This is a genomic window from Sporanaerobacter sp. PP17-6a, from assembly GCF_900095615.1.
GTDB classification, from domain to species: Bacteria; Bacillota; Clostridia; order Tissierellales; family Acidilutibacteraceae; genus Acidilutibacter; species Acidilutibacter cellobiosedens.
In genome coordinates this window covers 57,684-72,892 of the sequence record NZ_FMIF01000017.1, presented here as the reverse complement: position 1 = coordinate 72,892, position 15,209 = coordinate 57,684, and the positions used below count along the sequence as shown (strand labels likewise).

Here is a 15,209-nt window from a genome sequence, read left to right as displayed (position 1 = left end):
ATCCAATATAAATATATTTTAATTCCTAATTCAAATTATTCACTATTGACTTGTAAGAAATTGGAGTATTACAATATAATTATTATATAAGGGGAGGGTATTAATATGTTAAAAAGAAATTACAAAAATACCAATTTATCTATTTCAGTATTAGGTTTAGGATGTATGAGACTTCCAAAGATAAATCCCGATAAAGGTGATATCGATTATGAAAAAGCACAGGAAATAATCGATTATGCTATTACTCACGGTATCAACTATTTTGATACGGCGTATATGTATCATGATGGCACATCAGAAAAATTTTTAGGCCATGCTCTTAAAAAATATGACAGAAGCAGTTATTTTTTAACTACCAAGATGCCCGTATGGATGGTCGATACTCCTAAGGATATAGAAAGAATTTTCAATGATCAATTGGAAAAGCTTCAAACAGATTACCTTGATTTTTATCTGCTTCATTCCTTAACAAAAGAGCATTTTAAAAAATGCAAGGAATTTAAGTTATATGATTTTTTATCAGAAAAAAAAGAAAAGGGAATAATACGTCATTTGGGATTTTCTTTTCATGATACCCCTGATGTTTTAAGAGAAATCTGTGATACTTATGAATGGGATGTAGTACAAATACAATTAAATTATCTCGACTGGGAAGTACAGGATGCTAAACAGCAATATGAAATATTGGAACAGCGCCATATCCCCTGTATCATCATGGAACCCGTTCGGGGCGGAGCTTTAGCAAATCTTTGCGATACGTCAAATAAGATATTTAAAGCGGCAAGACCGGATAAGAGCATTGCATCTTGGGCAATTCGATATGCAGCAACCTTGCCGAATGTTATGACTGTTTTAAGCGGGATGTCGACTATGGACCAAATTATTGATAATGTTAACACCATGACAAATTTCGAACCGTTAAACTCAGAAGATTATAAAACCATTGAAAAATCAGTGGCTGCATATAAGACCAATATTACCATTCCCTGTACCGGATGCCGTTACTGTATGCCTTGTCCCCAAGGTGTGAGCATCCCCAAAATATTTAAATTATATAATGAATATGCAATTAGCAAAAACAAAGACGGTTATAAAACATCATATAATAAAGTGCCCGAATCTGAAAGAATTAACAATTGCATTGCCTGTGGTAAATGCGCTACTCATTGTCCCCAGTCAATTGAAATTCCGGAAAAATTAAAAACGATTAAAAATTTAACGGAAGAATTGTTTGCCAAATAAAAAATATCCTCTGAAATCAGAGGATATTTTTGTACCAACGGGGAATTATAATATTAAAATTGTCGTAATCATTTAAAGCCATTTGGCAGCGTGTAATCATACTTTCAACATCAGATTTTCCGAAAGGTATTGACCATATGATCGAAAAAAGTGACGAATATGCAACATAAAGCGCATGCCTTTCCCAAAATTCCAAAGGTGGAATATTATCAAAGTATCCGTCGATTTTTCCTCTTGCAAATGGGATACTTGATTCTCTATCAAAAGATTGAGTCTTATAAAATTCTTCAACAAAATCACCTATATCCCATCGGTTAAAATCAATTACACCGATGTTTTTATCATCTGTAAGGACCAGATTTCCCATATGGAAGTCCCCATGCTGATATACTTTTTTAACATTATCAATTAACTTTACATTTTCTCTTACATAAAGAATTGCGGCTTCGTCTCCCTTAACTCTGTAATCAGAAGTTTTATAATCATTTATTCTTGAAACTATTTTATTTTTCATTTTGGTTTCCCAATGAAGCGGAAGATTATCATTAACAGGTATTGAGTGAATTTGTTTTAAAATTCTCCCTGCTTTGATTCCTAACTCATATTGTTCCATAATGGGAAATGATAAAATACATTCATCCAATGATCTCCCGTCAACCCATGAAAGCAGCATATATGTACTTTTCCCTCCATTACAAACTCCGAAATCAATTGCTTCCGACATAGAAAAACCAAGATTATTAATAAGTTTAATAAAATTATATTCGGCCTGTTTATTATCAAATTTACTAATATCAGATAATCTTAATAAAAGCTCATTGCCGTCCTTATCTATAACGTGATATTTTACATCATCAGACCAACCTTTGTTTATTTGTTCTATCCGTCGCCAATTTTTATAATCCGGTATTTCAATTATTTTATCCATACATTTCTCCTGCAACTCATCTTGCCTCCTCAAGGAATTCATGGTAAAATAAAAATAATAAATATATGATATCATTTCTGAAACAGGAAAGCTACAGAAATATTATCTTAAAAATTTGTTTATACAATAATGGGAGAATTTTATAAAATGGATGACTGGATTATTGAAATCATAGACTCTTCGGGTTATATCGGAATAATGTTGTTAATTGCTCTTGAAAATATCTTTCCTCCTATCCCTTCTGAAGTAATATTAACATTAAGCGGTTTTATGACTAATTATACCAGAATGAACATATGGATTGCCGCAGTGTTTGCCACAATAGGTTCTTCAATAGGTGCCATTATAATTTATAGTTTAGGAAGGCTCGTAAATACAAAGAGTTTAGAAAGATGGATCAACAAATGGGGGCATATTTTTCATTTAAAAATTGGAGACGTCAAAAAAGCAAAGGGATGGTTCGTACGTCACGGAAATATAACCGTATTTTTTTGCAGATTTATCCCTATAGTAAGAAGCCTCATTTCCCTTCCGGCAGGGATGGCAAAAATGAATGTATGGATATTTTTGCTCTATACCGGTATAGGTACATTTATATGGAATTCCGTATTAATATTCTTAGGTGCATTTGCAGGTTCTCAATGGAAAGAGCTTGTAAACCAAATAAACATGTACTCCTATATTATTCTTGGATGTTTGGCAGTAGGAGTAATTTTTGCCTTTTGGGCGATTAAAAAAATTAAAAATCGCTCGTAATTTTTAATCCATTATGCCAATATAGTACATAGTCTTAAAATATATCACTAATAATTCAAACCTCAGTGCATAAATAAAAAGTCACAAATAAAGAAACAAATTAGTAATTATTCCTTTATTGTAGCTTTAAAATAAAATTCTCATTATGCTGATCGGTATATTACTCTTATCCTTTTTCATCGCAAAGTCTTATAACAGCCCTCCCTTGTTATACAAACTTTCCGAATTTAATACTGCCTCTCCGTAAAATATTGATTCCCATTTTTTATCATGGAAACAGGTTTGCCCTTTTTCACAAAGGGGGAATCATAACAGGTATCTATAATGAGCCACTCATCGGTATCTTTTAAATAAACTTCATTCCACGCATGATATTTATCTATACCCATTCTATATCCTTCTACCAACTTTGTAGGAATACCTATACTTCTAAGCATTGATGCAAATAAAACCGCATAATCATAACATATTCCTTTTGATGATTCTAAAATCTCATCTATGTGAGGTATATAACTTATGTCAATATCATCTGTTTTACTATAATCATAATCGATACTACGAGTAATATAATCATATATTACTATAATTTTTTCCATATCATTTTTAGAGTTTTGCGTTAATTCTTTAGCCTTTTTTACAGCCTTCATATCTTTATTCCAATTAATAATCTGTATTGATTGAAGAAAAACTTCATTTTTATCCTTAGGTTTAAAATCCAATTTTTTCTCTTCTACTATTTTGTATATAGTCCCCTCCACTTTTTCTAAAACGGAAATTGTATACAATCCTTTTCCCATCTGGAGAGGAAAAATATTATATGCCCCTAAATCATAAGTGTATTTTGTATTTCCCTTAACAATCCTTACTTTTCTTTTAGCGTTTTTGTTGAGATCATAATTAACTGATATTATCCCCTTTTCCAAATTATCATCAAAAATCAGGTCAGGAACTTGTCCGAATGTTTCCGTAGGAAAGAATAAAAACAAAAGTAAAAGAAAACTCAAAATTCGTAATCGAAACATTAAAAATTCTCCTTTCGGTAACTGGCTGTCATCTTTTTTATAAGGAAGACCCTATAGCTTTGCGTCTCTACCTTTCGGTAAATTTGCCTTTATCGGTGGAAAATCACCAAATAATATTTTATTATTGGTTGATAATATCATAAATTTTTATAATTGTATATAGTCCTAATTAACTATATCTATTGAATAACCCTTCCCTTTACTATCAACCTCTGAGTCGGATTTATCATAGGGTGGCATGTAATCAAAGTTATTTCCTTGTACTTTTTGTTTTGATATAATACCCATACATCCTTAGGTGAAACATACAATTTTTCAAATACGGTATAATTATATTCCCTCTTTCCGTTATCAACCTTTATTATGTCTCCTATTTCCACTTCATCCAACCTGTTAAAATTTTTCCCGTAGGCATGACTTCGGTGTCCTGCTATGGAATAATTACCTATTTCGCCTATTCCGCAGGTACCTTCTACACTTGCTATGGATATTTTCAGGTTCTCTTTTGTAGCACCCTTCAATATAGGCAATTCTAAATCTATTTTATCGATTTTTAATATTCCTTCCATGTGATTTTTAATATATTCTTCTTTGGCTTTCTCTTCCTTTTTTTCTTTATCTTTAAGAATTTTATATCTCTTAAATTTATCTATTACAATGCTGTTATCATCTTCGCCATCATACCCTGTTTTCGTCCCATCACCATCAGGTTTTTCCCCCCTGTCCACAAAGGACAAACTTTTTTGCCATTCTTCTATCATCTGCTTCTGGCGGTAATCAGCATACATCTCTGTTAATTTGGGATACATTAATATCAAAACTCCCATAAATATAAATATTGACGAAATTATATTCCTTTTCATCATATCAACTTACCTTTCTTTAAAAAGGCAGGGTTTTTAACCCTGCCTTTTTAAACTATCCTCTGACTTTTTTCCTCAAAACTATACCTATCAGTATAAATAATATTCCTGCAGCATAAAATTTTTCTCTCCCGTTTTCTCCCGTTTTCGGAAGTCGAGAAACGGACGGATTCTTTGGATTTTCATTTTCACCTACCGTCGTATCTCCGAAGGGAACTTTGCCTTCATTTTCTTCCGTAAGTTCTCCTGACTTCTCAGGTTCCCCGGGATTTTCCGGTTCAGTCGGAATTACAGGTTCTGCCGGATTTTCGGTTTTCGGAGGATTCACAACTTCCGGCGGAATTTCGGGTTTAACCGGCCCTTCCGGATTATCCGGTTCATCCTTTTCATCGGGTTCTCTCGGTATTATCTTATCATTATCAAATGTCAGCTCTATATCAATATTGTCCTTATTTAAGGTCACGTCTTTCTCCCCCGAAGTCAATCTGTATCCCAAAGGTGCTCTGACTTCCGCTATCTTATATTCGCCGAAGGCCAAATCACCGACTGAAGCACTGCCGTCTTCACCTGTTGTAAGGGTTGCTATTATATCGCCCTTCGAATCTCTGACTTCAAATACTGCTCCTTTCAGTAATTCATCCCCGTTTTTACTGTCAACCTTTTTAATTTTTATTGAACCGAATCTATAATTATAAACCGGTACTTCCTTTTCTTCTTTCGAGTTTATCTCCACTTCTATACTATTGTCACTTTCTCCAAGAATTTGATAGCCGTCGGCTGCTCCTATTTCCCTCAATAAATACTTTCCGAATTTAAGACGGGGTATAATAAGAATTCCTTCCTCATCCGTCTTTCCCGTCCCCTTGCTTTTCCCATTAGAATCAAATAGTTCAAATTCAACTCCTTTTAATTTGATTTCGGAATTACTTCCGTCAACTTTGACTATCTTTAATGTGCCAAGTTCACCACTTCCCGTTCCCGAGCCTTCCGTAATCCTTACAACTATTTCCTTTTCAAAGGGCTGGTTTTCGGTAGATATTCCCTCTCCTTCAAAGTAAACATTGTTTGTAATTGAAGCCTTATCCTCTTCAGTAGTAATTCTCGTCTTATATTCAATAGTATAAACGGAATCTATTTTGTTTAGGAATTCAAATTTAAATGTCTGAGTTCCTGTCGTCAGATCTGGCTTATTTACCGTTACCTTGTATTCATCAGGAGAAACCAAATTATTTCCCGGCTGCTTATATACCTTAAAGCTGTCATCTATAACCTCATGACCGTAGCTCAATGTATCTATAAGGGCAGCCTTGTCAATTTCCGAAAGACTTTTATTTACTATAATTTTCCAGCTAATATCATTGCCGGACTGTTTTCCTTCCTTCTCCACAAACTTTTCAGAATCTTCATAGGAAACCTTTCCCCTATAAGTAGTATCTCCTACAACAGCTTCATTGACATATTCGGGCTGAGTTTTCCCTACAATCTTAGTATCAAATACAATACGGTAGGAACTATTAGCGGAGTTAAATTTAATTTTAAAATTATGATCCGTGAGCTCCGTAATTTCATATCTATTACTGCCTACCAAATTCCCAACTGTTATATTCCCTTCCTTATCAACACTGTATTCATATACCTTTATGGAGTTTTTATCAAGAATCTGGTTTTCTTCTATATCGTCTGTTACCTCGAAATCTCCCATATTCTTAGACAAATAATTGAGATTAATACTCCATGTGATTTTTTTATTATTTCTATCCAGAATTCCAAATTTGCTTCCGTTGTTATTTGCAATATCACTTATATCATAAGATGCACTTTTTTCTATGGTGGTCCCCAATCCCTCATAGCTAAAAGATGCCTCGTTGATATATTCCATATCCCCCTTGGAATGAGTAGAAGGATCGAATCGCGTTTTATAAGTAATAACGTAATCTTCTCCTTTCACTTCGTCTTTAAACTCCAATACAAAACCTCTGCTCCAATCTTCTCCTTCCTTAGGCTTAAGAGTATAATCCGTATCTTTAATTAATTCAGCATTTCCTCTTTTAACCACTATTGTATCAGGAAGCATAGTCAATCCGCCCTTGGGGAAGGTATCATCAATTTTAAGAGCCTTGATGGGTTCCCTTATCGGTTTAATTGTAATTTTCCAATCCATGGTCTTTTCAGCATAATCAATTCCATTCTTTATATTGTCTTTATAAAAATAGTTTTTTATTTCAGGTTTCACCGTAATTTCTGTACTTTTACCTTCTCCTGTTCCCGGTCCTGTGCCGGAATATATTGAAGCTTTATTGCTAAACCCTTCTTGATCATTATTTGTAATATCCGTACGGTATTTTATTCTGTAGGCGCTGTCAATATCCCCTAAAGTTACCTTAAAACCTATGACTTCTCCCTTATCCTCAATATATCCTATCTGCGGTGTTACTTCTTCTCCTTCAGTAAATTTGCCGTTACCATCTGACTCCAATTTATAAACTTCTACGGAGCCTTCATGAAAACTCTGTCCGGGTCCGAAACTATCTTCCACCACCGCATTTTTCATTTCGGATTCCCTGGTATTTACATCAATTGTCCAGTCAATATATTTTTCACTATAACCTATATGAGCCTTTCCCCATTTTCCTATCAGAGTTCCTCTCTTTATCTCTACCGTATCGGAAGCTGTCTCTCCTCCAAATGTTGCATTGTTTTTAAATTCCGTTTTGGTTTCATCCATAATATCCGTGCTATATTTTATCCTGTAAGCACTGTTAATATCTCCCAACCCAAACGAAAGCTTCCCTTCATCCACAGAATAATCAGCCGGAGAAACTTCGGATCCTTCAACAAATTCTCCGTTTTCCCAAACCAAATTATAAATTTTTATTGAACCTTCTTTCAGGTTCAATCCTTCATCTAAAGTATCGGTTACTACTGCTTCTTCTATTTCGGATAAGGACTTATTCACATCAATAGTCCAGTTGATTACATCAGGATTATAACTTTTATCGGGTCTCCCTTCTTTTTCTATGGAGCTTCCCTTCTCCGTAGTGACATCAGCCGTAGCTTCTCCTCCATTGAACTGTGAGATGTTATCAAAAGAAGTCTGGGTTCTGTCTGTAATCTTTGTATCATATGTGACCCTGTAAGCTGTACTAATATTTCCCAAATCCACTGTAAATCCGTTATCGGTCTCAGCTACCGTATATCCTTCTTTTAAGGGTTCCCCCTTTATTTCAGCATTACCCTCAAGGTCTACATTCAGTTTATATACCTTTACTGAACTCTCATCAAATTCCAGCCCGTTACATAAAATATCCGTCACCACTGCCCCGTCTATTTTATGTAAGGACTTGTTTACATCAATGATCCATGTGATCCTGTCTGCATTAAGGCTGCTGTTTGCCTTCCCTGATTTCTCTACCGGTCCCGAAATATTCTCAGGTTCAAATCTCACTACAATTGTTTTGGACTCTTCTCCGGATATAGGAAATACTATTTCCACCGGATTTTCTCCCTTGATAACCTCAACATTAAACTCAGTGTTAAACTTTACCGTTCCTTCTACATTAGAAAGTTCCTCTGCTGTTTCATTAAAAACCAGCTTTAAATTTCCCGACGCGTCAAGATAAAACCTTCCCGCCGATTCTCCTCCGCCAATAACAAGATCGCCTTCCACATTATTGAATATGCTGAATTCTTCAGGAACCTTTACTTCCGTATAGTCTCCGGGTTTAACTTCCTGCCCATCCTTAATGGACCAGGTATAGTATAAGGACACGGCAGAATCCTGCTTTATGGGTTCTTCTGAATTTTCGTCAATTATATTGCCTTCCCTATCCCTCATTTCAACGGAGTCAATTGTATTGACCTCTTTAGGTCCATCCTCAGAATCCAATTCATCTTCTTCTAAAGACACCTCTTCTCTCTCTTTTGATTGTAATTCAATTTCTTCTTCAGACGATATTTCTTCCCCTTCTGCTTTACCGTCTTCGGTCATTTTTGTGTCTTCTTCAGCATAAGAATAAAAATTCTGACCTGACAACGGTAATTGTACTAATAATGTCAAAATAATTATCAGAATTATTTCGACTTTACAATGTTTGTAAAAGCTTTTCAATTAAACTCCCCTTTCCCATATTAATTTAATCATACATCAATTATTATATTTAATTATATTTTCTATATCTATCCTTATGATGCTTTTACATATGCCCTTTTTTAATAAGATAAAATTTTATTTTCTCTTCTCGTCGAAAATATCCTGTATTTATACCCTTTTCTGCTATAACTTATATTCCAATGTTATCATTTCCACTCCATGTACCGGCAAATGTATTGATTCTTCAAATTTCCCATCTGTTTTTAAATACTTTACCTTTATTTGGGGAAAAGACTTGCCTTTAAGATATTCCAATTCCTCCCGATTCATATTCTCTGGAGCCCCCATGTTGACCCATTGGTCAAATACTGAGCCTTTCTTTCTGTTCAATTGATACTCGGTAATCTTATAGTATCCTGAAAGTCCCCTTATACTAACTAAAATTTCTTTCTCCGAATTTTCTTCATATATGTTGTATCTGTTTGTTTTGGTTAATGCAGAAGTATCTCCATGAAGGAAAAGATCGTCAAAATACGCATAATTATAAGCTAATATTTGTACATCTTTATCTTTTCTTGTTATTATATAATCTTCTCCCTGCCGAACAATTTCATCTCCTAATTTAGATAACAGATAATAAGCAAAATAGGACGGTTTCTTCAATCCGTTATTAGTAACAAGTCCAAATCCCCCGTGAAATTCGGAAATGCCGGCTTTCTGTTCTTCATTTATATCGGTAAATGTCCAGTAACCCATAGAATCGGCTTTCCCCATACATTTTAAAATATTGTGTATAATAAATGTCGATACAAAACATGTATCATGAATAAAATTTCGGCTATAAGAAGAAGCATTCCATTCGGTTACATGGATTTCGGGGCGGTATGATAAGTTTTTCTTTATTCTTTCTTCAATTAATTTCAGTGCATAGTAAGTGTGGTCTTTGTCTAAATAAATTTTATGATTTTTTTCTAAATCTTTGATAAACTCTTCTTTATTTTTGTTCCTTTTTATCTTTTCAATAGTATCTTTAAAATTTATATCTTCTCCATATGATTCCGGATATATATGGATAGAAATAAAATCCAAGGGCACGTCGTTTCTGACACAGTAAGTTAAAAAATCATCCATCCACAACTTATCGGTCAAATCCATATAGGTAATCGAAGGTCCTCCTATTCTTAAATTCTCCGAAACGGATTTCACAGCCCTCGCAGTCTCTTCATAAAATTTAAAATATTCTTCCTTGCTCCCAACCCAAAAAATATATTCAAATTCCGGCTCGTTCCATACTTCAAAATACCATTTTTCCACTTCTTTTAACCCGTATCGGTTAATACAATGTTTTAAAAACTCCGTCACCAAATTTATCCACAATCTGATATCCTTAGGTTGGGACACATTCGCTTTCCACCAAAACATTGTTTCATCGGACTTTTTTATCTCCGAAGGCATAAATCCGAATTCAATAAAAGGTTTGATATTTACTTTTTTAAAAAAGTCAAACAACTTGTCTACATAGTTCCAATTATAAACAATGGAACAGTTTTCATCCAAATTGCATATCATCATATCATCAGAAAAAATTCCGTGAAATCTTATGTATTTAAAACCAATTTCTTTCTGCAATATTTTAAACTGTTTTTGCCAATCTTCCCTCAATCCTTCCGATGCCCTTGTAAATGTAATGAGTTTTTCCCAATAATGTTTAAAATAAGTACCTTTATCCCCGTCATTTAACTTTATGATCTCTTTTTCACCGGTAATATTGACATAATCCTCTTCCGTGTCCGATTCCAAATCCAAATACGAAAATAACTTTTTTAAAGCAGCTTCCCTGTCAACATCAAGATAAGTTCTGCCTTTCTTATGCTTTCCGGCAGCCTCGGGCCTTTGAGCCTGAAGGTACAGTTCATTCACGTTTCTTTTTCTGTATCCCGTAGGAGAGCATTTGAATATTTTCTTAAAAGAATTATTAAATGATTTAACACTCGGGAAACCAACGCTATATGAAATATCCGTTATCGTTTTGTTGGTATTTGTCAGTAAGCTAAGTGCCTTATTTAACCTTAGAGTATCTAAATATTCCTTAAAACTTATACCCAAATTATTTTTAATAAGATGAGATAAATAAGGAATACTGATATTCTGGGTATCCGATATTTTTTTAAGGTCGATATCCTTATTAAGATTTTCATTTATATATTCCACAATTTCTTTAACTCTTCTTACAGCTTTATTTGAATCACCTTTTTTCCTATTTCCCAGATAATAATCAAAGTATCTAACCAAATCTGACAAAATCAAATATATCTCACTTCTTGCTTCAAGTTCGTATCCTTTTCTTTTTTTATTGAGAATCCAGACTATTTGGGCAATATTCTTCCTTATCAAATCAAATTTTCCCCGGTTATTTCTCTCAAAACAAGAAGATTTGCAATCAAAAACCATATTGTTGATTTGAGGATAATCCTGGGAAAAATATTCCAAATCGATTTGCAATGCCAACAATATATTGTCTTCCCTTGTCCTGTTTATGCTGTGCATTTCATTTTTGTTTATTAAGAATACATCATTTTCCTTAGAAATATATGTTTTGTTTTCCACCTTTATTTCAATAGAACCGCTTAATACCAATATCATTTCCATTTCATTATGATAATGCATCTCAAATTCATCTACACTATGGATAAACACCTTAAAAGGAAATCCACTATCCCTTTTTATAAATTCATAAAAGAAATCCATGATATCATTTCTCCCCATAATTATTCTATAAAAATCCTCTAACTTTAAAGCATAAAAATTTTAAGCTTTTTAATAATAAAGCTTTCAATCTTATACAATTTAAATTTCCCCAAGTTTTTTCCACTTCATATTCATTTTATAAATATTTCTTAAAGTACTACCAAAAAATATTGGCCAAATGCATAATCAACGGAATAGTTACTAATGACAGCAGAGTACTCAGACCAACTAATTGTGCAGCATATTTATAATCCCTTTCATACATTTGGGAAAACATAGATACTGTTACAGCAACCGGGGCAGACATGGCAATAAGTACCACCTGTTTAATATCGTTCAAAGAAGATGGCAGTAGCTTATATAGTCCTACCATTATCAGCGGAATTACAATCAATTTTATAAAACAAATAAAATATGTATGCTTATTTGTAAACAGTGTAGTCAAACCAGATTCCGCAATATAAGTGCCTAAAACTATCATTGCAATAGGAGTGTTGGTGTTTCCGATAAAATTAAAGGCATCATAAACTATTTTGGGAAGTTTAACCGGAGAAATAAAAATTAGAAAACCAATAATTACTGCAATAATTCCCGGGTTCACTAATATCTTTTTTAATGTAATCAAACTCTTATCTTCTGATATTCTATAAATCCCATAAGTATAGCTTAAAATTCCAAAACAAACTAAGTAAGCAGATAAAAAAAATACATTTTCAACTCCCAATACATTAGTAACTAACGGAATACCTATAAACCCTCCATTTGCAAAACTAACCGCAAACTTGTCAATACCTTGATTATCTTTAAATATAATCTCTGCTATAATGATGCCAATAATCATGGAAACTAAAGAAAGAGCAAAAGAAATGCCTAACTGTTTCAGCTTTTCCATAGAGAATTCCATCTGATAAGATATTAACATAACTATCGGGTTAATTACCCAAACCAGTAAATTAGCCATCTGCCTTGAACCTTTTTCATCAGTTATCTTTTTTCGATATACAATAAACCCAATAAACATTAATATGTACATAATTCCCATTTGCCTTATAATTGTCACAATGGCCTTCATAACAAACCCCCATTATCATGTAAAATCTAAAGTTCTAATTTTCCACACAGTTTATTATTATATCATAGAAATCGCTATAGAGCTAAACTGCTTATAAAAAAATCTCTAAATCCGTTTATCATATTCTTCTGACTTTCAGTATAATAAGGTAGATCCATATAATATTTACCTGCTTTAATATCTTTGGATATTGAGTCCAAAGGAAATCCTCTTTTTCTTTTCTTATGTGGTTCAGAAGTAATGATAAACTCTTCCGCAATATCATTTCCATCATATTCAAAGACCTTTTTCTCATCTAAAATCAGGCATATTGCATTTTTGTATTTTGCCTTTACTTCACCGCCTGCTTTTGAGGCAAGTTCAGTGTAATATTTTATCATTTCCTCATCATTTAATTCTCCGCCATTTATCCTTCTTACATGAACGCCGGGTTGATGATAAAAATCCATTCTGTCTATATACAAGGCGGAATCACATGAAAAAACAGGTTTCCCCCACACTTTATAATAGGCAAAAGCTTTTATCTTGGCATTTTCCAAAGGGCTGTTTCCATTTTCATATATTTTTTCTACTTTTAAATTGACATCATTTAAAGAAATAATTTCTATTTCTAAATTTCTCAGCATGTTTTTCATAGAATTGATTTTTGCAATATTCCCTGTTCCGTATAAAATTTTCAAATTTTTTCAACTCCTCATAAGTAAATTTAAATATATGATATCATAAATAATATACCGAGGAACTATAAAGTTGTAATTTGAAACTATTTTTTAGCTTTAACCCACTATACATATCTCATAGGTTGATTTCCCTAACCAAATCAATTATTAATTTAAGGCATAAAAAAACAAGGGATATAGTGATTTTAACCACCATATTCCTCTGTTCTGTTCATATTATTTTATTTATATGCTAAGCAGAGTACCTATGACACAGAATGCCAGCTTGATAAAATTTACCGATCATAATTATCACCTTTGTTTCCTGCATCTTCAACAAAATAGTTGCATAGAACTTTGCCATTGCTAAAATTTCGTCCTGTCGCGTATAGAACCAGTTTTTTATCTTTTACCTCAAGGGCTGCACCGTAACGGAAATGTACTCCCAGTTTACCTACAGCTTCATTATGCTTGCAATATATATGTTTGTCTTGCACAAAACAGATACAATCTAATCCTTCATTTGTACAACCGTATGGTTTGATTTCTTTTTCGACTTTCGGACAAATTGAAATAAGAATAGCATGATCTTCAAATGTACCCGCTGGTCCTCCTGACTCCTTTGTGGCAAAAGCAATCATATATACTTTTTCTGTAGTATCAGTCTGCTCTGTTCTGCTTTGTGTGACCAGATTAATACACTGTACATCATATCCCTTCCCGTAAGGATCCCATATTTTTCCCATATCACGACGGGAAATATGTACAAACTCGCAATCAGGCAATGGTTTATCGGCTTTTGCTTTATAAAAATCGCATATTCCCCAGTTTAGTACCACGAGTAAATACCATTTACCATAGATATCATCATATTTGGTAATACCGGCTGCTGTGGCATTCTCACTATTACGATGTATTTGAAATTGTTCGCATGGTTCAGGCGGTAAATTTAATTTTAATAAGGACATATCGTAGAGTCTGATGTAGGATTCATTATTGCTATCACATTTTTCACATGACACCAGCAAATAATCCCCTATGGACTGAATGCCACCCGGATGATTAAATGTATTGTCACAGGTCGGTATCTTAATATAATTTGAGGAGTTTGGGTAAGAGAAGATCAAGAAACCATAATCACTTAAATAACTATGAGAAAAAACACGGATATTTAAGTTCGTGTATGACGCGAACCCTTGTATATGAGATTTTTGTCCAAGTTTAGTTGTGATGCTGCCTGAATCTAAATGTCCCGGCCAATATTCCTTAATGCCGTCTGCATTGATATTTTTAAAATGATTCGGAACATCGTCCAGCTTTACGGCATCATCACTTCGCTTATATTTATCGGGAATAAATACAGCTAAATTTCCGTTTTTGGTTAAGTAAAGAACAGTAGCTTTTGCATAGGAACCGATTTGGGAAAGCTGCTGATCGCCGTGATTATCTTTAAATATACAGTTCGTACTAATGCTCGTATAATTTGCGGATACGTTAATGCCTGTCGTGAGAACGTGGCAGTCGGATTCATTTTTCTTTATCGCAAAACCGCTGATAAATACTGCTTGGCATTTGATATCATCCGGTTTCAGTGCCGAAGCATCTATGCTTTTCGGCAGATCAATATACATCCCCGTTACTGTCCCTGTGGCTCTGTCATCGTCATGTTGATCTTGCATATAAGATGATTTTAGATTGACAGATGCACCGTACTCCTGTAAATGGTGATCAGTATCCCCATAGCCCACTTTGAATGCAGTCAATGCTGTCACTCTATCCGTACTTATCAGCTCATCATCGGAAAAGGCAAAAACGCTAATCGTAATGTA

The 15,209-nt window shown here is 33.8% G+C and carries 10 protein-coding genes and 1 riboswitch; of the genes, 2 read left to right on the top strand and 8 right to left on the bottom strand.

Annotated features, from left to right (window positions below; genetic code table 11):
- Positions 1-105 precede the first annotated feature (105 nt).
- On the top strand, positions 106-1,242 hold the full coding sequence (locus PP176A_RS08715) for an aldo/keto reductase (RefSeq protein ID WP_071140085.1): 1,137 nt from the start codon (positions 106-108) through the stop codon (positions 1,240-1,242).
- A 16-nt stretch (positions 1,243-1,258) separates the two neighbouring features.
- On the opposite strand, the gene PP176A_RS08710 is transcribed toward PP176A_RS08715, so the two are convergent.
- On the bottom strand, positions 1,259-2,170 hold the full coding sequence (locus tag PP176A_RS08710) for an aminoglycoside phosphotransferase family protein (protein ID WP_071140132.1): 912 nt from the start codon (positions 2,168-2,170) through the stop codon (positions 1,259-1,261).
- 147 nt (positions 2,171-2,317) lie between these two features.
- On the opposite strand from PP176A_RS08710, the gene PP176A_RS08705 reads away from it, so the two are divergent.
- Positions 2,318-2,926: a DedA family protein gene (locus tag PP176A_RS08705; protein ID WP_071140084.1), complete on the top strand. Its 609-nt coding sequence runs from the start codon at positions 2,318-2,320 to the stop codon at positions 2,924-2,926.
- 227 nt (positions 2,927-3,153) lie between these two features.
- Here PP176A_RS08705 and PP176A_RS08700 read toward each other — a convergent pair whose 3' ends face one another.
- From PP176A_RS08700 to PP176A_RS08670, 7 genes are all read right to left on the bottom strand, one after another.
- Entirely contained in the window at positions 3,154-3,948 is a 795-nt protein-coding gene (locus tag PP176A_RS08700; protein ID WP_071140083.1) for a transglutaminase domain-containing protein, read from the bottom strand.
- A gap of 13 nt (positions 3,949-3,961) precedes the next feature.
- Positions 3,962-4,046: riboswitch (cyclic di-GMP riboswitch) on the bottom strand.
- Positions 4,047-4,127: 81 nt separating this feature from the next.
- Complete coding sequence (locus PP176A_RS08695; protein ID WP_234958891.1) at positions 4,128-4,757, bottom strand: class D sortase; 630 nt, start codon at positions 4,755-4,757, stop codon at positions 4,128-4,130.
- 109 nt (positions 4,758-4,866) lie between these two features.
- A complete protein-coding gene (locus PP176A_RS08690; protein WP_071140081.1) occupies positions 4,867-8,919 on the bottom strand; it encodes a collagen binding domain-containing protein in 4,053 nt (1,350 codons plus the stop codon).
- 165 nt (positions 8,920-9,084) lie between these two features.
- Complete coding sequence (locus PP176A_RS08685; protein ID WP_071140080.1) at positions 9,085-11,649, bottom strand: GH39 family glycosyl hydrolase; 2,565 nt, start codon at positions 11,647-11,649, stop codon at positions 9,085-9,087.
- A gap of 157 nt (positions 11,650-11,806) precedes the next feature.
- Positions 11,807-12,721 carry an AEC family transporter gene (locus PP176A_RS08680; protein WP_071140079.1) on the bottom strand — a complete coding sequence of 305 codons (915 nt, stop codon included), beginning with the start codon at positions 12,719-12,721 and terminating at the stop codon, positions 11,807-11,809.
- 74 nt (positions 12,722-12,795) lie between these two features.
- Complete coding sequence (locus PP176A_RS08675) at positions 12,796-13,401, bottom strand: non-canonical purine NTP pyrophosphatase (RefSeq protein ID WP_071140078.1); 606 nt, start codon at positions 13,399-13,401, stop codon at positions 12,796-12,798.
- A gap of 275 nt (positions 13,402-13,676) precedes the next feature.
- Positions 13,677-15,059: a hypothetical protein gene (locus PP176A_RS08670; RefSeq protein ID WP_143037671.1), complete on the bottom strand. Its 1,383-nt coding sequence runs from the start codon at positions 15,057-15,059 to the stop codon at positions 13,677-13,679.
- Positions 15,060-15,209: the final 150 nt, after the last annotated feature.